Genomic DNA, 25,579 nt, shown 5'->3' on the forward strand with positions numbered 1-25,579 from the left:
CCCGCAGGTGAGGGTCAGCCTTTCCGGGCTGCCTCAAGAAACTGCTCCATCTGCTCCATACCCAACGCACCCGGAGCAACAGCAGCCTGACCAAACAGGAAGGTCGGCGTACCCTGCACACCCACGCTCTGCGCCTGACCAAGATTGGCTGTCAGAAGGGCCATAACGGCCGGTCCCTTCATATCCTTCTCAAAGCGAGCAACATCCAGCTTCAGGCTCTTTGCAACATCACGGAGATGCGCCATGTTGGGTTGAGCTGTCTCTTCCATCAGGCGGCGGCGCATGGCGTCATACTGTCCCTGAAACGCCGCCGCATAGATGGCTTGGGCATCCAGCAGGCTGGCATCTCCCAGAACAGGAATGACCTTCTCCACCAAACGGACATCCGTATGCTTGGCAAGGAACTGATCCACCACCGGAGCCATATGACGGCAATACGTGCAGCGGGGGTCTAAAAATTCCACGACCGTAACCTGCCCCTGCGGATTACCACGCACCGCATAGGATGGTGCCGTGGATAGTGCCTGCCAGTTAGCCCGTACAGCAGCCTTTACATGAGCCTCCTGCTGGGAGCTGGCCTGCTGACGAATGGACTGGATGGCATCGGACAGGATGCTCGGGTCTGTCTTCAATGCATTACGGACGATCTGCACGATCGCTGCCCGCTGTTTCTCATTAAAAACGGCCTCATCTGCTGCATGAGACGTCCCCACGAAGGACAACCCCATGACAGGAAGGCCGGCCAGCACCGCCAGAGAAAATGACTTTACACGCTGTTTCATGGTCGTGCCCTCCGTGGGATCGAGATTATGGTGGCAAAACTGCCTGTGTTTAAAGAGTCCGGAAAGCCCTCTCTCCCGCATTACCCATGCAGAAAGACGACCCCATGACCAGCACCGTTAAACAGCAAACCAGTCTTTTTTTGAAGCCCCGCCACCCCAGGCAGGGGAGCAATAGCCCGCTCTCAGGCTTACAGCCCCAGCATGAAGGAGCCGTTAAAACCACCAGATGCAGACTTGCCCTCCCATCCCCGGCAGTTTAACGCTATGATGCTTCATTATGGGGCATATTTACGGCATAACGCCACCCCTATCATGTCGCCTTGTTGTGACCCGAAACACTGGAGAGCTGCCACCGTGGTAAAGCATGACAGCCGGACCCCTCATACCCCCTGCCTGTCTGACAGACCCGCCCCCCGGTGGGCACGCAGGCTCTGCCTGCTGGTTTCTCTTAGCCTTCTGGGGAGCAATCTTGCTGCATGTTCTGGTGGCAGAAGCCTCAAGCATCACCTGTTCGGCCACACAACGCCAACCGCTAAGGCAAATACAGGCATTGTCGTAGCAGACGAACCACAGGCCGCCCTGATTGGTCGTGACGTTCTGGCCCGTGGGGGCAATGCTGCGGATGCCGCCACGGCAACAGCCTTTGCCCTGTCTGTTACGTTGCCTTCCCGTGCGTCTCTGGGGGGTGGTGGTGCCTGTCTGGTATACCGCCCCGGCCAGCCCGCTGAAAGCATCTCTTTCTTACCTGTCGATGGGACCGGCCCCAGTGGAGACCGGCCTGCCACCGTGCCTATGGTGGCCCGTGGGCTGTTCCTGCTCAATCTCCGTTACGGCTCTGTCCAGCTTGGCGATACGATCGACCCGGCCATCACTCTTGGGCAGCAAGGCATTACCGTCAGCCGTCAGTTGGCTGAGGATATCGCCGCTGTTCAAGGGCCGCTTCTCTCCAATGAAGGCATGAGGTCTCTCTTCAGCAAGGGAGATTCCAATGTGGCTGTCCGGGAGGGTGACCAGCTAACCCAACCCCGCCTAACCTCCTTCCTCTCCCGCCTGAAGCTTGTCGGGGTGGGAGACCTCTATACTGGTGCCTTGTCTGATGTTTTCGTCACGCAGGCCAATAAGGCTGGTGCTGCCCTAACACGGGATGACCTGCGCCGCTCCCTGCCCGGCGAGACATCCGCCCTGCACTTTACCAGTGGCCCGTACCAGCTCAACTTCCTTGCCCCGCCTGCCGATGGCGGGCTGGGTAGTGCTGTAGCCTTCCGCCAGAACCTGCGGGCTGAAAATGTCGTCAGCGCATGGCGGCGCACGGGTCGGACGACCCTTCAGGAAGGTCAGATCTTCATGGCTTCTGGCCAGAGCGATGCCACTGGGCTACCCCCTCTGCCCGCCTCTACCTCCTTTGTCGTGCGGGATGGCCGTGGCCTAAGCGTGGCTTGCACTCTGACAGAGAACAACCTATTCGGCACCGGGCGGCTGGCAGGCAGCACAGGCGTCATTCTGGCAGGGTCTTCCCGCTACTACCCCCGCCCGCTCCTCAGCGCTGCCATTCTGGATGCACCGCACAAACGGATGCAGGCTGTACTTGCCGCCTCCGGGCAGAATGATGCGGCACAGGCTGTTGCCGATGCGCTGCGCCAGCTCACACAGGGACAAGACATCCCCGCTACTACGGGCACGGGGCAGCTCAACAGCATTATTTGCTCTGGTAACGCCTGTACTGGTCGCGCCGCCCCTAATGGCAAAGGGCTGAGTGCCCAAACAACCGCTACACGATAACCGGCATAAAAAACCCCGGACAGGTCATAAGGGCTTGTCCGAGGTCTTTCTGAACGCCATCTGACGGGGCAGGCACATGCCCCGCACGTCTTCTCTGCCCCGAGGTCCGGGGCCTGTCAGTCACGAGGTTTTCATGTCAGCAGACAAGAACGCAGAAAAAAGCAAAGCACTAGATGGCGCACTCAGCCAGATTGAGCGTTCCTTCGGTAAAGGGTCCATCATGCGCCTGGGCCAGCGGCCTAAGGAACAGGTAGATGTCATTTCCACCGGGTCACTGGGGTTGGATATCGGACTGGGCATCGGTGGGTTGCCACGGGGCCGCATCATTGAGATTTACGGGCCGGAAAGTTCCGGTAAGACCACGCTGGCCCTCCATGCCGTAGCAGAAGCGCAAAAGAAGGGAGGCACAGCCGCCTTTATTGATGCCGAACATGCGCTAGACCCCATCTATGCCCGCAAGCTGGGTGTAGACATCGACAATCTGCTACTCAGCCAGCCAGATGCTGGGGAGCAGGCTCTGGAGATCGCCGATACACTCGTCCGCTCCGGGGCGATCGACATTCTGGTCGTGGACTCTGTCGCCGCCCTTGTGCCTAAGGCCGAGCTAGAAGGGGAAATGGGCGACAGCCACGTCGGCCTTCATGCCCGCCTGATGAGCCAAGCCCTACGCAAGCTGACGGGCTCTGTTTCCCGCTCCAACACCACCATCATCTTCCTAAACCAGATTCGCATGAAGATCGGTGTGATGTTCGGCAACCCGGAAACCACGACAGGCGGTAACGCCCTGAAGTTCTATGCCTCCGTCCGCATGGATATACGCCGCATCGGCTCCGTGAAGGACAAGGATGAAGTTGTGGGCAACCAGACACGGGTGAAGGTTGTTAAAAACAAGATGGCCCCGCCCTTCCGGCAGGTTGAGTTCGACATCATGTATGGCGAAGGTGTCAGCAAGATGGGCGAGCTGCTGGACCTTGGTGTAAAGGCCAATGTGGTGGAGAAATCCGGTGCATGGTTCTCCTACGATAGCACCCGCATTGGTCAGGGCCGGGAAAATGCCAAGCAGTATCTACGCGAACATCCGGAAATGGCCGCCGAGATTGAAAAGCGGGTCCGGCAGGGTGCAGGCATCATTGCTGAGGACATGATGGTTGGTGAATCCTCAGAGAATGGTGCTGATTCAGACAGTGAACTACCGTTGGATAACAACCCCACCCCCGCTAACAGCGGCGGCAGCCGACGCAACAAAGATAAGAGCTAAAAGAGCTCTCTCCCCTTTCTCCTGTAGTGGGGAAAGGGGAAGGTCATAGAAAAAACCCGCTCCGGTTTCCCGAGAGCGGGTTTTTTCATATCAAGCCAGCAGCCGAAAAGAGGCCTCAAGCGGCCTGCTGTGCATCGGTACCTTTCTGACCACGCAGGCGACGCCAGAGCTTGACACCACGCAACGCCATACGGGCTGCAAACGGGGCCATCTGCGGACGCAGCAAGCGAGGATCGTACCCGGCAAAGCGGCGTTCATTCTCCTTCAGGCACAGCTCCATCAGTTCAACAAAATCGACCTGCTTGTCCGTCATGCTCTGCGCACCGGTCACAGTGAAGTTGTTGTCCTGCGTATGTTCCACGCCATTATCATCAAAGCTGCGCACAAGGCTCAGACGTTCATAAAGCAGGAAGAACAGCACGCCGACTACACGCAGCTCGAACCACGGACGACGCCAGAGCGGCATGACAGCACGATGATAGGCCAGCCAGTTAGCGAACAGCAGAATGTGACGACATTCTTCCTGCATCACCGGCTCGAATGTTTCGATCAACTCCATCGGGAACAGACCGGCCTTCTCTGCAAGAGAGAACAGCCCAAATGCAAAGAAGCTATCCCAACACTCGGAGAAACCCGTCACCAGATAGGCCCATTCCGTATCCCGTGGCTCGATATACGGGTCTTCTGGGGCCAGCGGAATACCATAATGCTCCACCATGCGGGCCAGAACTTCCTTATGGCGGTTCTCTTCCCACGCATTACGAGCGATGGCATCCTTCACATCCGGGTCGTCCAGCATGTCGGCATAAGCAGCCATACGCAGGCGCGCTTTACCCTCGGTCTGCACGGCAATATCCCAGATTGGCAAGGATGTGATGCGGTGCAGTGTCTCTGGGTCCAGCTCCGGCCAGGGGATAACAGATGGCTTATACGGGTTGAACGTCTCCCGGAACATATCGGCCATAGCCTTCTTATGTTCCGGTGTGCCCGGCTTCAGCGGTCCTTTTACGGGGCTGCTCCAGTGGCGGGCATCATAGTCCACCTGCTCCAGAGTTTTCTCTGATGGGCTATCCGGCAGATGAGAATAAATATCCGCCAGAGAGCTCTTCCCGGCTGCTTTATATGCCTCGCTCACGACAAAGCTCCTTTCCTTGCTGGGCCTCAGGCCTGTTCGAGATCGGCTGCCGAAGAAATGATACGGCCAACAAGCCCGTACTCAACCGCTTCCTTCGCCGACATCCAGTAGTTGCGGTCCGTATCCCGGGCCACTTTCTCGTAAGGCTGCCCTGTTTCACGCGCGAAAAGTCTGTTTAGACGTTCACGCATTTTGATGATCTCGCGGGCTTCGATATCAATATCAGTCGCCGGTCCGCGCACGCCGCCCATCGGCTGGTGCAACAAAAACCGGGTATTGGGAAGACACAGGCGCCGCTCCGGGCGTCCCGCTGCAAAGATCAGCGCACCAGCAGAGGCTACCCAGCCCGTACCGATGATGTTGACCGGAGCAACGGAATCCACAAAGCGGATCATATCGTGGATGGTGTCGCCACTTTCCACATGGCCACCGGGAGAATTGACGTAAATATCAATCGGCTTGTCCGATTCCCCAGCGAGAGCCAGCAGCCTGCCCGTTATGTCCCGGGCCATGCGGTCATTCACCCCACCGAAGATCAGCACCTTGCGCTGCTCAAAAAGGTGGCGTTCCACCTCTGGCGCAGCACCGGCCTTTTTCTCTTCTTCCGTGGTTTCTTCCGGCTCATCCTCCATGACGGGGTGCATCATAGCGGCATCATGCCGGACATCCTCTCCAGTAGAGGCAGAAGCCCGCAGGCGGGCAGCATTATGGGTGTGGCGTTCATCATGTGTCATCATGGACGCTATCCTGCCCCTCCCTGCACGCTCTGCCAAGCCTTAAAAAGACGCTTTCGGGCAGCTTTTTCATCGTTTTTCATGATCAAATCAGGACCTTTTTTCTCCCTTTCTCTGCTTGTGAGGAATTGCGTCTGAAGAAAGAGACACATATTCTGCCCCTCATCCTTCCATTCTGGGGCTTTCCTGTTTTGGCCCTGCCCCTCCCCGCTCTGTTGCACGCCGGACCATGACACCCAGCCTTTTCATCCGTTCCTTCCGTTCTGTTTCCACCGCCATCATGCGTGGTAGCAGCCTGTTCCACCTTGGGGCCTGCCTATTGGCCCTCCCTGCCCTGACAGCAGGCTGCCAGCACCGTGATGCCATCGACACCACACGAGATGTTACACACGACATCATGGGCGGTGAGATCAAACGGCTGCGCCCACCAACCCCGGGCTATGATCAGCCTGCCCCTAATATTGCCCTCATCCCCACTACCAAACCCGAATTCCCAAGCAGTGATGCCCGGGCGATGATCACGAGTCGGTTAGAGCAGGACCGTAACTACTCCCAGCGTGTTGCCGCTGCTGGAGGAGCGCTACCCATTGGCATGATGAATCCTCCACCACCCCAGCCACAAAATGGCGGGGCTATGACATTGGGCAGCCAAAGTAGTGGACCAGCCACCGACAGCCACCCGGCAATCATCAGGCAGGAACATAACCCCGGCTCGACAGGTAACAACAGCCTGATCTACCAGCCCATTGCCCATACGCTACCCGTCCATCTGCCGGACCCCGGCCAGCCGCCGCAGCCTCTGTTCTTCCCCGGCTTTAGCCTCCCAAGCACGGCTCTGCCCATCATCCCGGATTTCGACACACGCACACCGATGGGAGCGTTAATCCGCTTCCAAGCTGATACTGACCATCTGGATGGGGACCAGGAAGACACATTCAACCAGATTGTCGCCCAGCGTCACCGCCACCTCCTGCTCATCCGGGGGTTTGGCACGACCTTGAGTGCCCAAAGCGGCCTCTCTCCTGATGAGCAGACGCATGAAATCGGTCTGGCCCTGCTCCGAGCCCGCGCCACGGCCCAGCGTCTGGCCCGCCTTGGTGTCCCGCAAGAAGATATGCGTCTAACGGGTGAGGCCATTGGTGATGGTGTACGTGTCACCTACGAGAAAAATATCGGAGCCAAGACGGCACCGTCCCGCTAAGACCGAGGTCTGTCCACTGGCTCTGCTCCGCACCAATGGAAAGGGGGTATTAGGAAAAGATAGGTAAAATTTCTGTCTTTATCTCCCAAACCCCCTTGTCGGACCGACCTGCCTCATGAAACATGGGCTGCCCCTTTTCCGGGGAGCCCTGCAAGGCTCCTCTCCTATTGATTGATTGAGTGTCATGACTGAAGAGTTCCACAAGATTCGCCGCCTGCCGCCTTATGTCTTTGCAGAAGTCAATAAAGCCAAGGCCGCCGCACGAGCTGCGGGAGAGGATATTGTGGACCTCGGCATGGGCAACCCAGACAGCCCCCCGCCGCAGCATGTCATCGACAAGCTGGCTGAGACACTGCGCAACCCCCGTGTGCATGGCTATTCCGTCAGCCGAGGGATTCCCGGCCTCCGCAAGGCACAGGCTGCCTATTATGAACGCCGCTTCGGCGTGAAGCTGGACCCAGAAACAGAAATCATCGCTACGCTTGGCTCTAAAGAAGGGCTGGCCAATCTGGCCTCAGCCATTACAAGCCCCGGCGATACTATTCTGGTACCAAACCCCTCCTACCCCATCCATCAGTTCGGCTTTATTATTGCAGGGGCCTCTGTCCGCTCTGTCCCGGCTGCGCCAGATGACACCATGCTGGAGGCCCTGTACCGGGCCGTGCGTCATTCCGTCCCCAAGCCGACAGCCCTCATCATCAATTTCCCGTCCAATCCGACTGCCTATCTGGCCTCGAAGGAATTCTATAAGGAAATTGTCAAATTCGCCCGGAAGGAAAATATCTGGGTTCTGTCCGACCTTGCCTATTCGGAAATCTATTTCGGTGATGAACCACCTCCCTCCATCCTCTCCATCGAAGGGGCGAAGGATATTGCGGTGGAGTTCACCTCCATGTCCAAGACCTACTCCATGGCGGGGTGGCGCATCGGCTTTGCAGCAGGGAACCCTCGTCTCATTCAGGCCCTGACACGCATCAAATCCTATCTGGATTACGGGGCCTTCACCCCGGTGCAGGTCGCTGCCACCGCCGCCCTGAACGGCCCGCAGGATTATGTCGAGAACATGCGCCTACTCTATAAGGACCGGCGCGATGTTCTCATCCGTGGGCTGCATGCAGCCGGGTGGGATGTACCTACGCCGGAAGGCTCCATGTTCGCATGGGCACCTATTCCACCTCAATTTGCCCATCTGGGCAGTGTCGGCTTCTCCAAGCTCTTGCTGAAGGAAGCCAAGGTCGCCGTGGCACCGGGGTTAGGCTTCGGTGAGCATGGGGACGGGTTTGTCCGTATCGGCCTCGTGGAGAACAACCAGCGTCTCCGGCAGGCCACACGCTCTATCAAAACCTTCATGAACCAGCATACCGCCTCCAAACCGTAATGACCCCCGGCCCCATCCCTATGGGGCCTTCAGCCTGACAGGAAACAACTTCATCATGACCTCCGTGCATCACAACACTGTATCATCCTCCGCCACATCCCCGCTCCGGCTGGGCATTGCCGGCCTCGGGACAGTGGGCACGGGGGTTATTCGGCTCATCCGCCAACATGACGATCTGCTACGCAACCGCACGGGCCGCGGTATCGAGGTTGTGGCTGTCAGTGCCCGTAACCGCACACGGGACCGTGGGATAGACCTTTCCGGCCTTCGCTGGCATGACAACCCCACCGCCTTGGCGAATGACCCGGATGTGGATGTTGTGGTGGAACTGATGGGCGGTGCTGAAGGTGCTGCCCGCACGCTGGTGACTGAAGCGCTAAAAGCAGGCAAGGCAGTCGTGACAGCGAACAAGGCTCTGGTGGCCCGCCATGCTCAGGAGCTTGCCCATCTCAGCCATGAACATAAGGCCCCCTTGTTGTTTGAGGCAGCCGTGGCTGGGGGCATCCCCGCCATCAAGATGGTTCGGGAAGGCGTAGCTGCTGATGCTCTCACCCGTCTAGGCGGCATCCTCAATGGGACCAGCAACTTTATCCTCACGGAAATGGCCGAGACGGGCCGTGCCTTTGAGGACGTATTGAAAGAAGCACAAGACAAAGGCTATGCCGAAGCCGACCCCTCCGCCGATATTGATGGATGGGACGCTGCCCACAAGCTCAGCATTCTGACAGCCATTGCCTTCCGTCCGATCGTGTTTGACAGTCTAGCCGTAAGCGGGATGCGCCGCATCACGACCGATGACATCCATCAGGCTCGCAAACTGGGCTATGCCATCAAAATGCTGGGCGTAGCCCGCCGCCTGCCAGAAGACCGTGTGGAAGCATGGGTGCAGCCGTGCCTCATCCCGGCCCGCTCCGGTCTGGCGCAGGTGAATGGCGTCTATAATGCCCTGACGACCGAAGGCCCCTTCAGCGGTCCCATCACCATCTCCGGCCAGGGTGCTGGGGAAGGCCCCACGGCTGATGCTGTCATGGCCGATGTGATCGACCTAGCCCGTGGCCACGGTCTGCCCCTCTGGGGCCGGGGGGATGAGCAAGCCCCTATCCCCTGCGAACCAGTGGGCAATCTGGCCAGCCGCTTCTATCTCCGCATCACACTCGCAAACAGCGTGAATGCAGACACATCCCTAAGCGAACTCCGTACCATCCTGGGCAATGAAGATATCGCCGTGGAGCAAGGTCATCACCACACTTCACAAGGCGGGGCCACACAGATCATCCTGCTGACCAAGCCTGTTACCCTGAACAACATCGACCGTATCCTACCCATCCTTGAGGAAATGCCTATTGTACAGGGCACGCCGCTGGCCCTGAAAGTAGAAGACCTGCCATGACAGCGAAACAGACCCACCATGTCCCCCATGAGTACCGTGTCACGGGCCGCAATCTGGGGCTGGACCTTGCCCGTGTGACTGAGGCTGCCGCCATCGCCTCCGCCCGCTGGACGGGCCGGGGCGACAAGAACGCCGCAGACGGTGCCGCCGTCGAAGCCATGCGCAAAGCCTTTGATACGGTGGCCATCAATGGCACCGTCACCATTGGCGAGGGGGAAATGGATGAAGCCCCCATGCTCTATATTGGCGAAAAAGTAGGCTGCGGCGGGCCGGACATGGATATCGCCGTAGACCCGCTGGAAGGCACCAACCTCTGCGCCCGCAGCCTGCCCAATGCCATCACAGTTGTGGCCTTGGCACAAAAAGGCTGTTTCCTCCACGCTCCTGACATCTACATGCAAAAAATTGCCGTAGGCCCTGGTTTGCCGGAAGGTGTGGTGGATATTGATGCCTCCATAGGCCAGAATCTGGCCAGTCTCGCACAAGCCAAAAAATGTGACGTCAGCGACCTGACCCTCTGCGCACTAGAGAGGGAACGCCATAATGAACTTGTCGCCAAGGCACGGGAGGCCGGGGCCCGTGTCCGGTTGCTCAGCGATGGTGATGTGGCTGCTGTAATTGCTACCTGCCTTCCCGGTAGTGGTGTCGACATTTATGCCGGGAGTGGCGGCGCCCCGGAAGGCGTGCTGGCCGCTGCTGCCATACGCTGCATGAACGGGCAGATGCAAGGACGCCTTCTTTTTGAAAATGAAGAGCAAATCGCCCGGACCCGCAGCATGATCCGCCCCGACCTCGACCCAACGCAGGCCCTCAGTCTGACAGACATGGCCGCTGGGCCAGTTTTCTTCTGCGCTACCGGCGTAACGACAGGGGACCTACTACGGGGGATTGAATATCCCTCCAGCAATTATATCCGCACCCATTCCGTCATGATGCGCTCAGAAAGTGGTACTATCCGCTATATGGAGACCTATCACCTCCTCGACCCCCACGCAGCCTGACCTCACCAACTCCGATGCATCCAGCCACGCCCTCACAGCCCCTTCCTGCCCTTGTTCTGAATGTCCAACATAGTGCGGGACTGCGGCGATGGGTCTGGCGGCATCCCATTTTGGCAGAAACAGATAACCGGCTCGCACTGGCCCTTGCCCAGAAGATGGACATATCCGAGCTAGCGGCCCGTATTCTAGCCGGGCGGGGTATTTCTGCCGAAACGGTAGAAACCTACCTTCAACCCCGGCTACGGGATGCCCTTCCTAACCCCTCCACACTGAAGGACATGGACGCTACGGCACTACGACTGGCGGCTGCCGTAAAGACCGGCGAAACAGTTGGGATTCTCGGGGATTATGACGTGGATGGAGCCTGCGGTACGGCTCTGCTCAGCTCTACCCTCACCGCTCTGGGCTGCACAGTTCTCACCCATATTCCTGACCGCTTAGCGGAAGGGTATGGCCCCAATATCCCCGCTCTGGACGCTATGCTCAACAAAGGAGCCACTCTGCTTGTATGTGTCGATTGCGGCACAGCAGCCATTGAGATTCTGGATCATTTTGAGGGGCGTGCGGACCGGATCGTTTTAGACCACCACAAGCCAGATGGTGTACGTCTACCCAAAGGGCTGGTCGTGAATCCCAACCGGCTGGACTGTGAGTCCGGTCTTGGGCATCTTTGTGCGACGGCTGTTGCATTTCTGACGGTCATAGCCTTGCAACGGACCCTTCGCCAACAAGGCTGGTTCGACACACACCCCGCACCAGACCCTTTAGCCCTGCTCGACCTAACCGCTCTGGCTACCATTTGTGACGTCATGCCGCTACGAGGCCTCAACCGCGCCCTTGTAGCGCAGGGGCTAAAGGTTATGAATCGTCGCCAGAGGATTGGTCTCGCAGCACTGGCTAATGTTGCTGGTGTCAAAGCCAACGCTAGTGCCATGAGCTGCGGCTTTGCCCTTGGGCCCCGCATCAATGCCGGAGGGCGCATTGCCAAGGCGGGACAGGGCTTACAACTCCTTCTTAGCCAGTCCGAACATGAAGCGCAGACCATTGCTGAAGAGCTGGATGCCGTTAACAAAAAACGTCAGACAGTGGAAAGCCATATTCTGGATACCGCCATGGAGCTAGCCCAGAAACAGATAGACGCTGGCCATGCTGTCATTTTTCTACATGACAGCAACTGGCACTCCGGCGTGGTTGGCATTGTAGCCGGACGACTGAAGGAACGCTTCAATCGTCCCGCTCTGGTTGGTGCCCTACAAGATGGTGTGGTAAAAGGCTCTGCCCGGTCTGTCACGGGGCTGGATATTGGGGCGGCCATCATTCATGCCCACCAGTCCGGCCTATTGCTGACAGGGGGAGGCCATGCCATGGCCGCTGGCTTCTCTGTAAAAGAAGAAAATTGCGCCGCCCTCCATGCCCAACTAGATGAAGACCTCAAGGAAGCCCTAAGCCTTCCCCCGCAAGATGATTTGCTGCTGGATGGTGTTATCACCGTCAAAGGGGCCACGCCGACACTAGCAAAGCAGATCGCCCTACTGGCTCCATTCGGGCCAGGCAATGAAGAGCCTCTATTAGCCATACGGGATGTTCGCTGCGTAAAGGCTGACCGAATTGGGCAGGACGGTAATACATTACGGGTCATTCTACAGGATGCTGACGGCTATAGCCGGATCAAGGGGCTTGTCTTCCGTGTTGGAGATAAACATTTCACCGACTTGCTGGAAGATCGTAATCGCCCGCTACTGCATGTGGCCGGACAGCTACGTCTTGAAACATGGCAAGAACGAGAAAATCTCACTTTCTTCATTTTTGACGCCGCAAGGGCTTGACCTTTCCCCCTTTCCTGCCTATTAACCCCCTCACGCCTTTAGTCCCGTTCGTCTAGAGGCCTAGGACACCGCCCTTTCACGGCGGCAACACGGGTTCGAATCCCGTACGGGACGCCAGATCATATTCTGTGGCTATTCACAAACTACCCCTCCTAAATTGCTTATCGGATTTCCGTTTCACTTAGGTGAAGGTTTGCTGCATTGCTATTGTGGCTCTAGGCAACTTAGTCCGACGCTATCTATTTTTAGGCAAGGCAATAGAGGAAGTAGAATATTATCTACATCCTCAATAACCATTATCCCACAAACACCCCTTCAACCTCCAGCAGCAACTCTGCCCGGCAGATGTCAGCGATGAAAAGCGGAGCCTGATCTGGTGGGCAAGGGAAGGCCTGTGCAATGGCCGTTCGTACTGTCGAAGCATCTTCGGGGTGCCGGACATAAAGCTTCATACTCTCGAAGCGACCATTGCCAAGACGGGAGAAGCGTTTTCCAGCGGCATCAAGTAAGGAATTGATTGTCTCAATCGTGACAGAAAGCTGATCTTCTACAGTCTGCCCTACAGATTCGTGCCCCCGAATGCTTGCCGTACCGGAAAGATACAAAACCGTCCGCTCTGCTCCCTCCATCACAGTTGCACGGGCAAAAGATGGTGAACGCCGCCCATAACGGGGCGGATAATGATAAGCGGGAAGCTGGCTGGGGTTCTCCAGATTCACGCCGCTCACCTGCCGGTGGGCAATCAGAAATACGGCTACACCGCCCGAGGAAAGGCCGATACCTGTCGCTGCGGGCAGCTCGTCAAGACCGACATTCATGGCCTCAAAAGCTTGAGAGCGGCCACTACAAAAGTCCCGGTAACGCTCTTCTCCCCGGACATTATCCCGATTAATAGCCCCCAAATAATTCCACATCCGATATATATGGCCAAACCCTTTGGTGCGCGCCAAAGTGATCAGACGTTCGTAATGGGACTGCACCGCATCACACAATTCCGGCTGGTCCTGCACCCAGAAAGCCGCAAAGAACAGATCACCTTCACTGCTCCAACCAATGCCGTCTTCTATCCCAGCCCGCCGCTCTCCTGCAGCGTTTTCTCCTAAGGGCATCTCCGACAAGGAGGCCGGGCACCAATGCTCGTATACCGCCGGCATGGGGCCAGGCAATGTCATGCAGACACGGCCATTCCTTACATCCAGATCGGCCCCGGAACCCCCATAGCAAAGAGTGGCCAGAGGAGACGTCTCTGTCTTTTCTTGTCCGAAATGATAAACGGGCAACAATACCATCATGCTTCATGCCACTCCATGAAAACGAACCACAGCAGCCTACCTCTTATGCGAAAGCCTTGCTGAAGGCCAAACGCTAATACCAACAAAGCAAGGCCCGCCTCACTTTAAATCTTTCCTCATGAATACGGCACGACCCGCCATGAAATTTTGTTTCAAACTGGAATGATCATAATTCCGAATGACAAGACGCCGTATTGCCATTTCCACAGCAAAGCAGACAAAGGTAGCCAGAATAGTTCCACCCTCAAGCGGTATGCGCCACAAATCTCCCCGCATCGCACACAGCCACAATATAAGCGGGGCTAGAAGGGCGAGAATAAAGAACAGGCACCATGCCCATGTCAGCCTCACCGTATAACGCTGCACATCTGGTCGCAGGGGGGTACCATGCACAGCCTCGGCCAGACATGTCACCAACGGGACCCGCCCCTGCCTGAGAGAACACGCAAAAACTCTCAGCATCCCCAACAACATCAGCTCATAAATGGCAATCTGATCATACAGCCGGAAACAGGCTGGGAAATACCACCCTAATACCCCCATAACCGGTACCAACAATAACCAGACCAGATGCCTGCCACAGAGAAGGCCCACTAGCTGCATCATGACCCCAAGGCTGATGCAACCAGCAAATACGCCCCAACTAGACGGCACCAGACCAACCAGCCCTATCCCCCCAAATAGTAGAGCAAACCGCCACAATCGCCCGGCCCTCCCCTTGCTGGATAGTAAACCCGCTGCTAAATTGTGATAGACCTTACCTATCATCAATGGATAAACCTCTTAGTGACGACAGTTCCCTCTTCTCACGATCAGACAGCTCTGGAACGTGAATTGGCTGCCCATTTAACAGAGGCCGTCCAGCTGGATATGGATCCCCTCGATATTGATCCCAACATGCCCCTCTTTGGGGAAGGGCTGGGGCTGGATTCCATCGATGTGCTAGAAATAGCCCTCATGGTCAACACGCAATACGGGATCAAGCTGGAATCGCACGATGATAATAACCGCGAGATATTCCACTCCCTCCGCTCTCTCGCACATTATATCAGTACACACCGTCCAGGCTGATGCCTGCCCCGCCTGACCTATCCCTCATCACCGCACCAGAGCGTCCTGTCTTCCATACGGCCACGGGGCCCCTGTACGGCACACAGCTACTATCCCACGCTTGGGCACTGGCGAAACGACTACCGGCTCGCCCGGTCATCAACCTTCATACTAATCCGCTACAATTCACTCTCGTCTTTCTTGCCACCCTCATGAAGGGGCAATATTGCCTGCTCTCCAGCAATCATGCCCTCTCCCAGCTTGCCACCCTTCAGAAAGACCATGACGCCCTCTGTACAGGCCCTTCCCTACCTGCCCCCCTAACCGGCTTTTCTCTCCCGCCACTTTCCGATCTCACATCGGCCCGTCAGGACAATATCCGCCTACCTACCACCTACGAAGCGGCCCATGTCTTCACATCCGGGAGCACGGGGCAGGCCCGAGTTCACAAGAAATGCTGGGGAGAGCTGGTAGCACGTAGCCATGCCGCCCTCCCGCTACTGGCCCCCTCATCTCCAAAAGATACAACTCTACTGGGAACGGTGCCGCCCTATCACATGTATGGCTTTGAGACACTTATCCTGCAAAGCCTGCACACCCCCACAGCTACGGCCAGCGGCCCCAGCTTTTTCCCCGGCGATGTAGAGAAACTATTGGGCAGCACACCGGGCCACCATACCCTCATCACCACCCCAATCCATCTACGATCCCTTACGACAGCACAGGCTATATTACCGGGACTAGAACGCATCATCTCCGCTTCCGCCCCACTGCCCCGAGAGCTGGCACTGGAAGCAGAAAAACGTTTTCATGCCCCTGTCATGGAGATTTATGGCTCAACAGAGACCGGGTCCGTTGCTAGCCGCCGGACAATCAGCACCGATCCGTGGCAGCTCTATGATGGCATCACCCTAACGGACATACCGGATGACGGGCAGGGCCAAACCCATATCTGCCACGCTCCCCATGCCACATCCTACCCGCTAAACGATATCATCACCATGGAAGGCCCACGCCATTTCCATCTGATCGACCGCAAAGGTGACCTGCTTAAAATAGCCGGCAAGCGCACGTCCTACGGGGCTCTCAACAAAGCACTACTTCAGACTAAAGGAATCATTGATGGCTGTTTCGCTCCCCTTTTCAGTGAGGAAGAACTAAAAGAGGTAGGAGCCGAGCCGACACGTCTACAGGCCTTTATTGTCACCGGAGCAGATGAGACCACCACCATCATGAGAGCTCTCCGTCAGCATATTGATCCGGCCTTCATGCCACGGCGGCTTGTCCGCCTGCCCGGCCTGCCTCGCAACCCGGTGGGCAAACTGACACGCCAGGCATTGGAAACGCTCGTCCGGGACTATGCGGAAAAACGTTCCCATCCCCCTTTCTCTATTCCAGCCGGCCACCCAGCCCTACCCGGCCATTTCCCCGGGGATCCCACCGTTCCGGGCATCATTCTTCTGGAACGTATCTTCGCCTTGCTGGGGGTGCCTGTTCGTACCATCAGCAGCGTGAAGTTCCTCTCCATCGTCAGGCCTGATGAGCCCCTCCAACTACTCTCCAGTGCGCTGGGTGGCGGGCAGATACGCTTTAGCCTCCATCATCTTTCCGGCCCTCTGAAAGGAACCGTCATTCTCCGGGGGCAGATCGGAAGTCCATCCTGATGCAGCGCAATACGTGGCTTCGCCCGGAAAAAGGCAACAGCCTGAGCATCCGGCTACTAATATGGGTTGCCCTGAATCTGGGATACCGCTTCACCGCCCTTCTGCGCTGGCCGGCAACACTCTATTACGCCGCCGCCTATCCCACGGTCCGGCGTGCCTCATGGCACTATCTGACCCATCTGCACCGAGCCGGAAAGCTGCGCTCCCCCCGCTGGACCATGGTGCTGGCCCATATCCATGCCTACAGCACAAATGTTCTGGACCGCATCTATCTGCTCAGCGGACGTTTCCCCCCACAGAACATTCACATCACCGGGCAGGACCTCCTGCATGAGGCACTCCAGCAGAAAACGGGCTGCATCATCATGGGGGCTCATATCGGGTCGTTCGATGCCTTGCGCCAGTTCGGCCTCAATGCCTCTGTACGGTTCCGCATGCTGATGTATCGCCGTTTTATCGGGGCGGCATCCCGCTTCATCGAAGCCCTTGCACCGGGGTTCCATAAAGACATCATAGAGCTGGGCGAACCCCATAGTATGCTGACAACCCTCAAGGCACTGCAAAATGGGGAATTCATCGGTATCCTGGCCGACAGAGCCCATGATGATGGCCGGTCCATTCCCATCAATTTCCTAGGGCAGGATGCCCCCATCCCGGCAGGTCCGTTCCATCTAGCCCAACTGACGGGAGCACCGGTTATTCTCGTCTCGGCGATACGACAGAAAAATGGCACCTACCATATTGCCTGCAAACGTCTGGCTGATACCCTTCCCTCGGGAACAGAAGCAGCGTCCGCACAAACAACGCTGGTACCATACATGCAGGCCTATGCCCGCTGGATGGAAACACTGTGTCAGGATCATCCTTATGCGTGGTTCAATTTCTTTGATTTCTGGGAAGAAGGCCTCTGAGCTCATGAAACGCCTGCCCCTCATTCTTCTTACCCTAGCGACTTTCTGGCCGATGGCACACGCAGCAGCCCCTACTGTCGCACCAGCTGGTACTCCCCCTACTGCTACACCCTCGGGCGGGGAGGCTCTGGCGGTTGATATCCTGCATCGTATTGGTCTGGTCTCGCAGAGAGAAAACCACTTTACCGAAACCCGGCAGCTACATGCCCTCCGGGCACCACTCCATAGCGAAGGACAGCTTCGCTTCATTCCGCCCGATTATGTGGAAAAACTCACCCTTACCCCTGTGCGAGACAGTTTCATTATGCAGGGCGATGCAGTGCGGCTCCAGCATGGGCAGAGCCCGGAGCGGACCGTCTCGCTACATGTAAGCCCAGCCCTACAGGTGATGGCTGCAACGATCAGAGGGCCTTTGCAGGGCGATGTCGCCCTACTCCAGCGTTATTATGCACTCTCCGCTACAGGGGATGCCGGCCGCTGGACACTGACATTGACCCCCCGTACGGCGGAAACGGCTCATATTATCCGGCTTGTCCAAATAGAAGGCCGCCATAACACGCTAGACAGTACGCACCTTGTTCAGGCTAACGGCGATGTAACCGATACAACCATCACCTCACCATGAAACGCCGCCTTCCCCTTCTACTGGCTCTGCTCTGTGCCGTTATTGTAGCTGCGGTAACATTCTCGGCCATTCCCCTCCGCATGGGGATGCAGGCTTTCCTACCCCGCCCGCATGATGAAAGCTCTCAATTCCTGCTGGATGAGCTAAATCACGGGCCAACCCAATCTATCCTGATCGCCTCCATCAGAGGTAATGATACGGAAAGCCTGCTCCAAACTGGGCGCCGGTTTCATCAAGCTCTAGAAGCAACAGGACAGTTCAGTCTTATTCTGGATGGTCCGGCGTCCCTCTCTTGGCAAAAAGACCAGCCGCTCTTTTTCGACCACCGGTACGGGCTGGCTCCCCATGACCGGACACGCCTTTTCTCACCGGACGCACTGAAAGCCGATACGACCCGGCTTTATGATCTTCTCCAGTCCATGGCGGCCCCGCTGGTAGAAGAGATCGGACTAAAAGACCCAACCGGCGCCTATACCGATTATCTGGCTAGTCTGGAGAGCAGCACACCCCCCACAAGCATGAACGGCCTCTGGCTGACAGCAGACCATCACGCCACGCTCATGCTACTCCAGCTCCACCAACCGAGCCTCGACCCAGCACAACTGGGGCGGCTTCATCAAACCATTCAGAAGGCTTTTGAGAATAGCCGCCCCCATAATGCAGACTGCCAACTTTTACTAACAGGCTCGCCTGCTTTTTCCTTCTTCGCTGCCCAATCCCTCCGGCATGACATGGACCGCCTCGCCCTGCTGTCCCTTCTTGTCGTGGTCGGCATATTATATTGGCGTTTTCGTTCTCTGTGGGTTCTGGCGACGCTGGCTGTGCCTTTCCTGCTCTCGCTATCTGTCTCCATGCTCGTGGTCAGGCTCTGTTTTGGCTGGGTTCATGGCATTGCTGTCGGGTTCGGCATGACCATGCTGGGTGTCTCACTGGACTATCCCGTCCTACTGCTAGGGCATCGGGATAAAGGCGAGAGCATTCCTGTTGTGCTGGGTCGTATTGGTACCAGCCTGAAACTAGCTACACTCACGGCTATTGTCGGACTTTTGAGCATGATCTTCTGTGGGTTACCCGGCCTCATGGAACTTGGCTTATTCTCCGCCACGGGTATTCTAACTGCAGCCTGCATTACCATCTGGGTTCTGCCTCATCTCGTCACGCAGGCCGATCTTGCCGCCCATCATCAAGGTGTGTCGCCTTCCCTACTGCGCTGGGAGACCCTCCGCCGTTATCGTGGGCTCTGCCTACTGGTGGCCCCGCCGGCTCTGGCCCTGCTCCTGCTGCATCCCTTCCATATTGAAAAACAGGGGGAAATCCTCAACCCCATTCCTCCTGCCCTGCTGGAAACAGACCGGCAGCTGCATCAACAACTTGGTTCTCCACAACCCAACCTAGTGGCTGTTATCCATGCGCCTGACAGTGAACACGTCCTACAGCAGGAAGAAGCCCTCCTCGGCCAACTCCCTTTCAATCAAGACATGGACCATGCAGCCCGCCTCCTGCCCAGCAAGGCCCTCCAGCAACAGCGGCTGGCTATGTTGCCAACAGCAGACAGCATAAGCACCAGTCTTCACGTGGCACTACAGGCCTCTCCCTTCCAGCCAGATGCCTTTGCTAGCTTGCCCGGTGATGTGGAACGTGCCCGGCACCTCCCCCCCCTAGGGTTGGACGATATCGCCGGTACTGCTCTTGCTCACCGTATGGACCTCCTCCTTATGGCACAGCATGGCCTCTGGTATGGTCTCATCCTACCTCGCTCGCCCCAAGCCATAGCGACATTGGAGCACCTACACCGGCAGCGGCCTGACCTTTTGCTCGTCAATATGAAAACGGCCGTAGGGGACCTGCTACACCCTTATGTTCAAAAGGCCGCTTTCTGGTTGGCTGCGGGGATCGTCCTTGCCCTGCTTACCCTCTTGATCTGCCAGAAAAACCCGGCCCGTACAGGGCGGCTCGCCCTGACTCTGGGCCTGACAGGCCTAAGCGTGCTGGCCCTCCTGCGCCTTCATGGCCCTGTTTTTTCCATCATCCATATCGTGGCTCTGGCCTTTGTACTGGGTGTTAGCATAGATTACGCTCTCTTCTTCAGTCGGCCCCAGCTTGATGCAGCCGAAAGAACCCGAACCCTCCGCACCCTGCTGACCTGTAACCTGATGACCATTCTTTCCTTTGTCATTCTAGCGAGCTGTCAGACGCCACTCCTGCGGGAACTGGGCCTTACCATTTCTTCTGGAGCGTTATTTGCCATGATGTTCAGCTTCCTGCTGATGGGCACCATCCCAACCTCCTCCCAGCAGGGAGACCATCCATGACCGACCTAATCATCACCGCTGGAACAGCCATAAGTGCTATGGGGCGTGGTGTGGATTCCACCCGGGCCTGCATATTAGAGCAACATCAGACCCTCCAGCCTGATACATTTCAATCCCCAGGGCATGGCTATATCGGGCGTGTTGCGGGCGTAGAGGCCCATCCTTTTCCGGCCGCACTGTCCCAGTTTGACTGCCGCAACAACAGGCTGGCCGACATGGCCTTAACGACTGATGGCTTCATGGAGGCCACCCTAGAGGCCAAGGCCCATTATGGTCATCATCGCATTGCCGTCATCATGGGCACCAGCACATCCGGCATTCTAACAACGGAAGAGGCCTACGCGGCCCGGCCCTACGAAGATGCTCCACTCCCTCCCGGTGTCCCCTATGAGAACACGCAGGACCTCTCCTCTCTGCCACGCTATGTGGCTGCCCGACTGAATATTACCGGGCCCACGCTGACCATCTCCAATGCCTGCGCCTCCTCCACCCGCGCCTTTGTAGATGCAGCCCATCTCATTGCCTCTGGCCTCTGCGATGCGGCTATTGTTGGAGGAGCGGACAGCCTTTGCCGCATGACACTACAAGGCTTTGCCTCTCTTGGGCTGGTTTCAGCCTCGCCTACCAGACCCTGCGATGCGGAACGCAGCGGTATTTCCATCGGAGAAGCGGCTGGCTTTGTCCTGCTGGAACGCAGCAATGGCCGCCCTCGCTCTGCAAAGCCCGCTGGTTATGGTCTTCGCCTTCTAGGTTATGGTGCCAGCAGTGACGGCCATCATATGTCTTCTCCTGACCCAACAGGCAGCGGAGCCGCCCACGCCATGAAGAAAGCTCTAGACCGGGCAGGCCTAGCACCAGAGGCCATAGACTACATCAATATGCATGGCACGGGGACACAGGCTAACGACCAGATGGAAGACAGGGCCATGGCGTCCCTCTTTGGCAGTTCTGTACCCTGTTCCTCCACCAAAGGCTGGTCTGGGCACACATTGGGGGCCTCTGGAATTCTGGAAAGCATGATCTGCGCCATCGCCATACAGGACCAGTATCTGCCCCATTGCATGAACAGTCGGATGGTTGATCCTCTCTTCCAGAGTGATATTCTTCTTGAGCCCCGCCATGGCACGCTGAATTATGTCATGAACAATTCTTTTGGCTTTGGCGGTACGAATAGCAGCCTCATCTTCGGACCTCTGACATGATCATTTCCATAAACGGTATCGGATGTTGGGGTGAAGGGCTGCATGGCTGGAGGGAGACAAAAGCGATTTTACAGGGGGAGGCCCAGCATGACCGGACCAGCCTAAAACTGCCACCACCGGAAAGCCTACCCGCCAATGAACGCCGCCGGGCCAGTCAGGTTATCCGTCTGGCCATACTCTGCGCAGAGGAAGCCTGCCAACAGGCTGGGTGCCATGCCGGGGAGCTGCCTGCCATTTTTGCTAGCTCCAATGGTGATGGCTATATCATCAACCGTATTCTGAACTCTCTCGCAAGCCCGGCGGGTGCTGTATCGCCCTCATTGTTTCACAATTCCGTCCATAATGCCCCTGCCGGCTACTGGATGATAAGCCACAAAAGCCATCAGCCCGCTGTCTCGCTAGGGTTGTATGATGAAACACTTTCTGCTGCCCTTCTGAAGGCCGCTGCCGAGGCCTATGCAGAAGAAAAACCTGTCCTCTTCTGCATCTATGATGCGCCCATTCCCGGCTCACTGGGGGCAATCCGTCGGACTGGATCATCCTTTGGCTGTGCTTTCATCCTGACCCCAGCCCCGGGACCGATGTGCCAGCTAGCACTCTCCCTGAAAGAGGGCCAGTGCGCTGATGATCCATTCACGTCCCTGCCCGAGAGCTTGGCAGATATGGCCCGCCACAATCCCGCTGCCCAGATTCTTCCCCTGTTACAGGCCATTGCCCAAGGGCAAGACCATTCCTTCTCCCTGCCCTACGGGGCCAATCATCTGACAATTGATCTGACCCATGCTCACCCGTGATGCCATCCTCCGCCATATTCCCCATCAGGGAGCAAGCTGCCTGCTAGATGCTGCAACACGCTGGGATGAAACATCGCTTGAGGCTACAACCCGGCTCCATAACGATCCCGCCAACCCCTATAGGGTTGCCGACCATCTTCCACCGATCACAGGGATAGAAATGGCCATGCAGGCTGCAGCCCTACATGGTGCTCTAACAGCCCATGAAACACGGCAGGGATGGCTGACCAGCGTCCGGGATGTCCTGATCCATTGCGACAGGCTGGATAACCCAGCATGGGACAGCCTCACCATCATCGTGACACGGAAACACCAGGCCCATAGTGGCATGATCTATGATTTCACCCTGACCGCTCCCTCTGCCAGGCTTCTTCTTGGCGGGACAGGCACCGTCATGCTTCCAACGGATAAACCATCATGACCCAATCTCCTACTCCCTGTGATGTCCTGATCATTGGCGGCGGCCCTGCTGGCAGTACAGCGGCGACAGTTCTGGCCCGGCGTGGGCTGGATGTCATCATGTTGGAGAAAGACCAGCACCCCCGCTTCCATATCGGCGAGTCCCTGCTGGCTTGTAATCTCCCTATTCTGGAGCAGATCGGCGTACTGGATGAGGTCGCCGCTATGGGGGTTTACAAACCCGGTGCCGAGTTCGTGACCGATACCGGTGAAGGGCGGCTGTCTTTCCCTTTCCGCTACGCCATAGCCCCTAAGGCTGACCATGCCTATCAGGTCCGCCGCTCCGAGTTTGACGAGCTACTCTTCCGCAATGCAGCCAAGGCCGGGGCAAAAACCTTTGAGAAAACCCGCGTCATAAAAGTTTCTTTCCCCATCCCGGATGCCCCTCTTGTCGAGGCGAAAACGGAAGGCGAAAGACCCCACTTTTTCGCCCCCCGTTTCATTCTTGATGCCTCGGGCCGGGATACGCTCATGCTCCGCCAGCATGGGAAGAAATATAGCGACCTCCGCAACAACAAGGCCGCCATCTTTAGCCATTTCCGCAATGTTCCCCGCGCAAAAGGCGAAGGGATGGAGGGATATATCTCCGTTCATCTAGTCCAAGGCGGTTGGTTCTGGATGATTCCCCTGCCTGATGACATCATGAGCGTTGGCTTTGTAGGCGACCATGACAGCTTCAAAAATCATGGCGGCTCTCTGGACACCCTCTTCTGGAAGACTGTGCAATCCAGCCCGAGCGTACGGGAACGCATGGCCAATGCCGAAGCTCTGGCACCGCTTACGACAACCGGGAACTACTCATACAAAGGGGACAAAGCCTGGGGCGAACGTTATTTCATCATCGGGGATGCCTTCGGCTTTCTGGACCCTGTTTTCTCATCAGGTATCATGCTGGCCATGCAGGGGGCTCTTCGTGGTGCCGATGTTGCCAGTGCGTGGCTGGCCAACCCGGCACAAGGGCGCAAAGCTGCCCGCAAAGCGGAACGCCAGACAAGACGGGAGATGCGACTCATCGGCTGGCTTGTCTATCGCATCAATGACCCGTTGCTGCGTTATTTCTTCATGCGGCCAAAGAATAGTCCGCTCCGAATGCGGGATGCCATCATTTCACTTCTGGCTGGCAATTTCTCACCATCATGGAGGATCATGCTTCCCTTCCGGGTCTTTACAGTCATTTTTGGCCTGACAAAGCGTTTTGGAAAACACAAAAGACCCAACACCTGAGCAGACTATCCCGATATACCTGTTTCCATGCCGGACCACATATTACGGTATGGAAACAGAGAGCCAGAAAAACTGCCTGCATCCTCTCTCAAACAAACGAAATATTACCTTTCCATATTCATTAGATACCTTCACTAAAATCTACCCTATCTACTGATCATCAACTCAAAAGGATCTGACACGATGATCATTCAAAGACAGAGAGATACCCTTCTTCTCGCCGCCCGTACCCTTCTGGCTGCCCTCTTCATCATTATGGGGTGGGAGAAAGTAACGGGCTTCGACGTGGCTGTCGCCTTCCTGAAAAGCCTCCATATTCCCATGCCTGCCTTTGCAACCATCATTGCCATCATCGCCGAAATCGGCGGTGGGTTGGCTCTCCTGCTCGGCATCCTCACCGCACCAGTTGCACTACTTCTCGCCATCTACACGATCATTTGCGGGCTAATCGGCCATCATTACTGGACAATGCCGGCTGGCTTCCCAGAATATGATGCACATATCCACTTCTACAAGAATATCAGCATCGCTGGGGGGCTGGTCGCCCTTGCCGTGGCAGGTGCTGGGAGATACGCCCTTACAGGCCGCAGCAAAACATAACAAAAAGCCTGTCAGACCATCTCTCTGGCAGGCTTTTTTCATCAGGGAAACAATATCATGCTGTCTCCAGCCAGTCTGCCGCTACTCGCTGGACATTCTGGCTAAGCCGACTCAGTGCCGACCCGTACAGTCTCGGCACTGACCAGAATAAGGGTACGGAAGGACGATGCCCCGGGCTAATTTCAACAAGCTCCCCCCGTTGCAAATACTCTTCCACCAAGGGCAAGGGGTGCAGAGCCCACCCTAAACCATACAGACATAAATCCAGAAACGCCTTGGAAGAACCCACCCAACAGGCCGGGGCCCCCAACGTGACACCATGCACGGCCTCGGCCCAACGAGCCTGAAACAGATCGCTCCTATCAAACCGTAAATAAGGTGCCTCCTGTAACGCTTCGGCAGTTACACCCTGCGAGAAATGCGCTGCAATTAAACTCGGGCTGGCACAGGCCACATACGCCATACTGCCCAGCGACACCGTTCTGCACCAGGGCACGGGGTCGGATGAAGCCGTCACAGCGGCCATGACATCGCCCGACCGCAAACGTTCTGCCGTATGCTGTTCATCATCAATAGAAATATCCAGCGTAATGGTAGGCTCCTGCTCGGCAAAAGCCATCATGGCACGGGAGAACCATGTGGTAATACTATCCGCATTCACAGCAATCTTTACCGTTGCTGGGAGTGTCGCTGCCCTATCCTGCCAAGCCAGACGGGATGCTAAATCACTCTCCAGCACCCTGACACAATCAAAATGGCGACACAGCATTGTCCCCAACTCGGTCAGTCGACAGGGCTGCCCCCGAATGACCAAAACACCGCCCAAACGTTCCTCAAACCCTCGTACACGCTGAGAAACAGCAGAAGGTGTCAGCCCAAGTGACGCCGCTGCTCGCTCGAAACTGCCTTCCCGCACGACAGCACTGATAGCCGCCAGAGCGGCGTAGTCGAACATAATGAAG

The 25,579-nt window shown here is 56.9% G+C and carries 22 protein-coding genes, 1 tRNA gene and 1 pseudogene; 18 read left to right on the plus strand and 6 right to left on the minus strand.

The genetic code is table 11. The features are described from left to right. Positions 1 to 14: 14 nt before the first annotated feature. The gene (locus CPA57_RS05060; protein ID WP_182081692.1) at positions 15 to 782 is read right to left on the minus strand and encodes a DsbA family protein; all 768 of its coding nucleotides are present in this window, start codon (positions 780 to 782) and stop codon (positions 15 to 17) included. A 354-nt stretch (positions 783 to 1,136) separates the two neighbouring features. On the opposite strand from CPA57_RS05060, the gene CPA57_RS05065 reads away from it, so the two are divergent. Together CPA57_RS05065 and recA are read left to right on the plus strand one after the other, a co-directional pair. Then, positions 1,137 to 2,561, plus strand: coding sequence for a gamma-glutamyltransferase (locus CPA57_RS05065; protein ID WP_326831351.1), 1,425 nt, complete (start codon positions 1,137 to 1,139; stop codon positions 2,559 to 2,561). A gap of 133 nt (positions 2,562 to 2,694) precedes the next feature. Then, positions 2,695 to 3,738, plus strand: a pseudogene (gene recA / locus CPA57_RS05070) (recombinase RecA); the annotation flags it as partial. Positions 3,739 to 3,934: 196 nt separating this feature from the next. Here recA and CPA57_RS05075 read toward each other — a convergent pair. Continuing rightward, entirely contained in the window at positions 3,935 to 4,954 is a 1,020-nt protein-coding gene (locus tag CPA57_RS05075) for a ferritin-like domain-containing protein (RefSeq protein WP_182081694.1), read from the minus strand. A gap of 26 nt (positions 4,955 to 4,980) precedes the next feature. Continuing rightward, positions 4,981 to 5,601, minus strand: coding sequence for an ATP-dependent Clp protease proteolytic subunit (locus tag CPA57_RS05080; RefSeq protein ID WP_182081851.1), 621 nt, complete (start codon positions 5,599 to 5,601; stop codon positions 4,981 to 4,983). A 316-nt stretch (positions 5,602 to 5,917) separates the two neighbouring features. Between CPA57_RS05080 and CPA57_RS05085 the strand changes: the two genes are divergently transcribed. From CPA57_RS05085 to CPA57_RS05110, 6 genes are all read left to right on the plus strand, one after another. Beyond that, a complete protein-coding gene (locus CPA57_RS05085; protein ID WP_182081695.1) occupies positions 5,918 to 6,889 on the plus strand; it encodes a hypothetical protein in 972 nt (323 codons plus the stop codon). A 184-nt stretch (positions 6,890 to 7,073) separates the two neighbouring features. Beyond that, on the plus strand, positions 7,074 to 8,267 hold the full coding sequence (locus CPA57_RS05090; protein ID WP_182081696.1) for an LL-diaminopimelate aminotransferase: 1,194 nt from the start codon (positions 7,074 to 7,076) through the stop codon (positions 8,265 to 8,267). Positions 8,268 to 8,322: 55 nt separating this feature from the next. Further along, positions 8,323 to 9,657 carry a homoserine dehydrogenase gene (locus CPA57_RS05095; RefSeq protein ID WP_182081697.1) on the plus strand — a complete coding sequence of 445 codons (1,335 nt, stop codon included), beginning with the start codon at positions 8,323 to 8,325 and terminating at the stop codon, positions 9,655 to 9,657. Then, positions 9,654 to 10,658, plus strand: coding sequence for a class II fructose-bisphosphatase (glpX, locus tag CPA57_RS05100; protein ID WP_182081698.1), 1,005 nt, complete (start codon positions 9,654 to 9,656; stop codon positions 10,656 to 10,658). The genes CPA57_RS05095 and glpX overlap by 4 nt, the downstream gene beginning before the upstream one ends. A 14-nt stretch (positions 10,659 to 10,672) precedes the next feature. Further along, the gene (gene recJ / locus CPA57_RS05105) at positions 10,673 to 12,484 is read left to right on the plus strand and encodes a single-stranded-DNA-specific exonuclease RecJ (RefSeq protein ID WP_182081699.1); all 1,812 of its coding nucleotides are present in this window, start codon (positions 10,673 to 10,675) and stop codon (positions 12,482 to 12,484) included. A gap of 41 nt (positions 12,485 to 12,525) precedes the next feature. Further along, positions 12,526 to 12,601: transfer RNA gene (locus CPA57_RS05110), tRNA-Glu, on the plus strand. A gap of 179 nt (positions 12,602 to 12,780) precedes the next feature. Here the strand turns inward: CPA57_RS05110 and CPA57_RS05115 are convergent. Both CPA57_RS05115 and CPA57_RS05120 read right to left on the minus strand, forming a co-directional pair. Further along, entirely contained in the window at positions 12,781 to 13,776 is a 996-nt protein-coding gene (locus CPA57_RS05115) for a chorismate transformation enzyme, FkbO/Hyg5 family (protein WP_182081700.1), read from the minus strand. 99 nt (positions 13,777 to 13,875) lie between these two features. Continuing rightward, the gene (locus tag CPA57_RS05120) at positions 13,876 to 14,547 is read right to left on the minus strand and encodes a COG4648 family protein (RefSeq protein ID WP_182081701.1); all 672 of its coding nucleotides are present in this window, start codon (positions 14,545 to 14,547) and stop codon (positions 13,876 to 13,878) included. A 15-nt stretch (positions 14,548 to 14,562) separates the two neighbouring features. Here CPA57_RS05120 and CPA57_RS05125 point away from each other — a divergent pair, with 15 nt between their 5' ends. From CPA57_RS05125 to CPA57_RS05170, 10 genes are all read left to right on the plus strand, one after another. Next, entirely contained in the window at positions 14,563 to 14,847 is a 285-nt protein-coding gene (locus CPA57_RS05125) for a phosphopantetheine-binding protein (protein ID WP_077397101.1), read from the plus strand. Further along, positions 14,847 to 16,490 carry an AMP-binding protein gene (locus CPA57_RS05130; protein ID WP_182081702.1) on the plus strand — a complete coding sequence of 548 codons (1,644 nt, stop codon included), beginning with the start codon at positions 14,847 to 14,849 and terminating at the stop codon, positions 16,488 to 16,490. Before CPA57_RS05125 ends, CPA57_RS05130 begins: the two co-directional genes overlap by 1 nt. Further along, on the plus strand, positions 16,490 to 17,401 hold the full coding sequence (locus tag CPA57_RS05135; protein WP_182081703.1) for an LpxL/LpxP family acyltransferase: 912 nt from the start codon (positions 16,490 to 16,492) through the stop codon (positions 17,399 to 17,401). The genes CPA57_RS05130 and CPA57_RS05135 overlap by 1 nt, the downstream gene beginning before the upstream one ends. A 4-nt stretch (positions 17,402 to 17,405) precedes the next feature. Next, positions 17,406 to 18,026: a LolA-related protein gene (locus CPA57_RS05140; protein ID WP_182081704.1), complete on the plus strand. Its 621-nt coding sequence runs from the start codon at positions 17,406 to 17,408 to the stop codon at positions 18,024 to 18,026. Beyond that, the gene (locus tag CPA57_RS05145) at positions 18,023 to 20,338 is read left to right on the plus strand and encodes an MMPL family transporter (protein ID WP_182081705.1); all 2,316 of its coding nucleotides are present in this window, start codon (positions 18,023 to 18,025) and stop codon (positions 20,336 to 20,338) included. Before CPA57_RS05140 ends, CPA57_RS05145 begins: the two co-directional genes overlap by 4 nt. Continuing rightward, positions 20,335 to 21,540 carry a beta-ketoacyl-[acyl-carrier-protein] synthase family protein gene (locus CPA57_RS05150; RefSeq protein ID WP_182081706.1) on the plus strand — a complete coding sequence of 402 codons (1,206 nt, stop codon included), beginning with the start codon at positions 20,335 to 20,337 and terminating at the stop codon, positions 21,538 to 21,540. The genes CPA57_RS05145 and CPA57_RS05150 overlap by 4 nt, the downstream gene beginning before the upstream one ends. Beyond that, entirely contained in the window at positions 21,537 to 22,334 is a 798-nt protein-coding gene (locus tag CPA57_RS05155; RefSeq protein ID WP_182081707.1) for a beta-ketoacyl synthase chain length factor, read from the plus strand. The genes CPA57_RS05150 and CPA57_RS05155 overlap by 4 nt, the downstream gene beginning before the upstream one ends. Beyond that, complete coding sequence (locus tag CPA57_RS05160) at positions 22,321 to 22,755, plus strand: phosphotransferase (RefSeq protein WP_182081708.1); 435 nt, start codon at positions 22,321 to 22,323, stop codon at positions 22,753 to 22,755. Before CPA57_RS05155 ends, CPA57_RS05160 begins: the two co-directional genes overlap by 14 nt. Next, positions 22,752 to 24,017: an NAD(P)/FAD-dependent oxidoreductase gene (locus CPA57_RS05165; protein WP_182081709.1), complete on the plus strand. Its 1,266-nt coding sequence runs from the start codon at positions 22,752 to 22,754 to the stop codon at positions 24,015 to 24,017. Before CPA57_RS05160 ends, CPA57_RS05165 begins: the two co-directional genes overlap by 4 nt. 183 nt (positions 24,018 to 24,200) lie before the next feature. Beyond that, on the plus strand, positions 24,201 to 24,617 hold the full coding sequence (locus CPA57_RS05170; protein WP_182081710.1) for a DoxX family protein: 417 nt from the start codon (positions 24,201 to 24,203) through the stop codon (positions 24,615 to 24,617). A gap of 55 nt (positions 24,618 to 24,672) precedes the next feature. On the opposite strand, the gene CPA57_RS05175 is transcribed toward CPA57_RS05170, so the two are convergent. After that, the gene (locus CPA57_RS05175; protein WP_182081711.1) at positions 24,673 to 25,572 is read right to left on the minus strand and encodes a LysR family transcriptional regulator ArgP; all 900 of its coding nucleotides are present in this window, start codon (positions 25,570 to 25,572) and stop codon (positions 24,673 to 24,675) included. Positions 25,573 to 25,579 lie beyond the last annotated feature (7 nt).

Source organism: Bombella favorum, from assembly GCF_014048475.1.
Classification (GTDB): Bacteria; Pseudomonadota; Alphaproteobacteria; order Acetobacterales; family Acetobacteraceae; genus Bombella; species Bombella favorum.

Coding starts and splice junctions, on each gene's coding strand:
- CPA57_RS05060 (WP_182081692.1), bottom strand. CDS start 782: ATGAAACAGCGTGTAAAGTCATTTTCTCTGGCGGTGCTGGCCGGCCTT.
- CPA57_RS05080 (WP_182081851.1), bottom strand. CDS start 5,601: ATGATGCACCCCGTCATGGAGGATGAGCCGGAAGAAACCACGGAAGAA.
- CPA57_RS05085 (WP_182081695.1), top strand. CDS start 5,918: ATGACACCCAGCCTTTTCATCCGTTCCTTCCGTTCTGTTTCCACCGCC.
- CPA57_RS05090 (WP_182081696.1), top strand. CDS start 7,074: ATGACTGAAGAGTTCCACAAGATTCGCCGCCTGCCGCCTTATGTCTTT.
- CPA57_RS05095 (WP_182081697.1), top strand. CDS start 8,323: ATGACCTCCGTGCATCACAACACTGTATCATCCTCCGCCACATCCCCG.
- glpX (WP_182081698.1), top strand. CDS start 9,654: ATGACAGCGAAACAGACCCACCATGTCCCCCATGAGTACCGTGTCACG.
- recJ (WP_182081699.1), top strand. CDS start 10,673: ATGCATCCAGCCACGCCCTCACAGCCCCTTCCTGCCCTTGTTCTGAAT.
- CPA57_RS05115 (WP_182081700.1), bottom strand. CDS start 13,776: ATGATGGTATTGTTGCCCGTTTATCATTTCGGACAAGAAAAGACAGAG.
- CPA57_RS05130 (WP_182081702.1), top strand. CDS start 14,847: ATGCCTGCCCCGCCTGACCTATCCCTCATCACCGCACCAGAGCGTCCT.
- CPA57_RS05135 (WP_182081703.1), top strand. CDS start 16,490: ATGCAGCGCAATACGTGGCTTCGCCCGGAAAAAGGCAACAGCCTGAGC.
- CPA57_RS05140 (WP_182081704.1), top strand. CDS start 17,406: ATGAAACGCCTGCCCCTCATTCTTCTTACCCTAGCGACTTTCTGGCCG.
- CPA57_RS05145 (WP_182081705.1), top strand. CDS start 18,023: ATGAAACGCCGCCTTCCCCTTCTACTGGCTCTGCTCTGTGCCGTTATT.
- CPA57_RS05150 (WP_182081706.1), top strand. CDS start 20,335: ATGACCGACCTAATCATCACCGCTGGAACAGCCATAAGTGCTATGGGG.
- CPA57_RS05155 (WP_182081707.1), top strand. CDS start 21,537: ATGATCATTTCCATAAACGGTATCGGATGTTGGGGTGAAGGGCTGCAT.
- CPA57_RS05160 (WP_182081708.1), top strand. CDS start 22,321: ATGCTCACCCGTGATGCCATCCTCCGCCATATTCCCCATCAGGGAGCA.
- CPA57_RS05165 (WP_182081709.1), top strand. CDS start 22,752: ATGACCCAATCTCCTACTCCCTGTGATGTCCTGATCATTGGCGGCGGC.
- CPA57_RS05170 (WP_182081710.1), top strand. CDS start 24,201: ATGATCATTCAAAGACAGAGAGATACCCTTCTTCTCGCCGCCCGTACC.
- CPA57_RS05175 (WP_182081711.1), bottom strand. CDS start 25,572: ATGTTCGACTACGCCGCTCTGGCGGCTATCAGTGCTGTCGTGCGGGAA.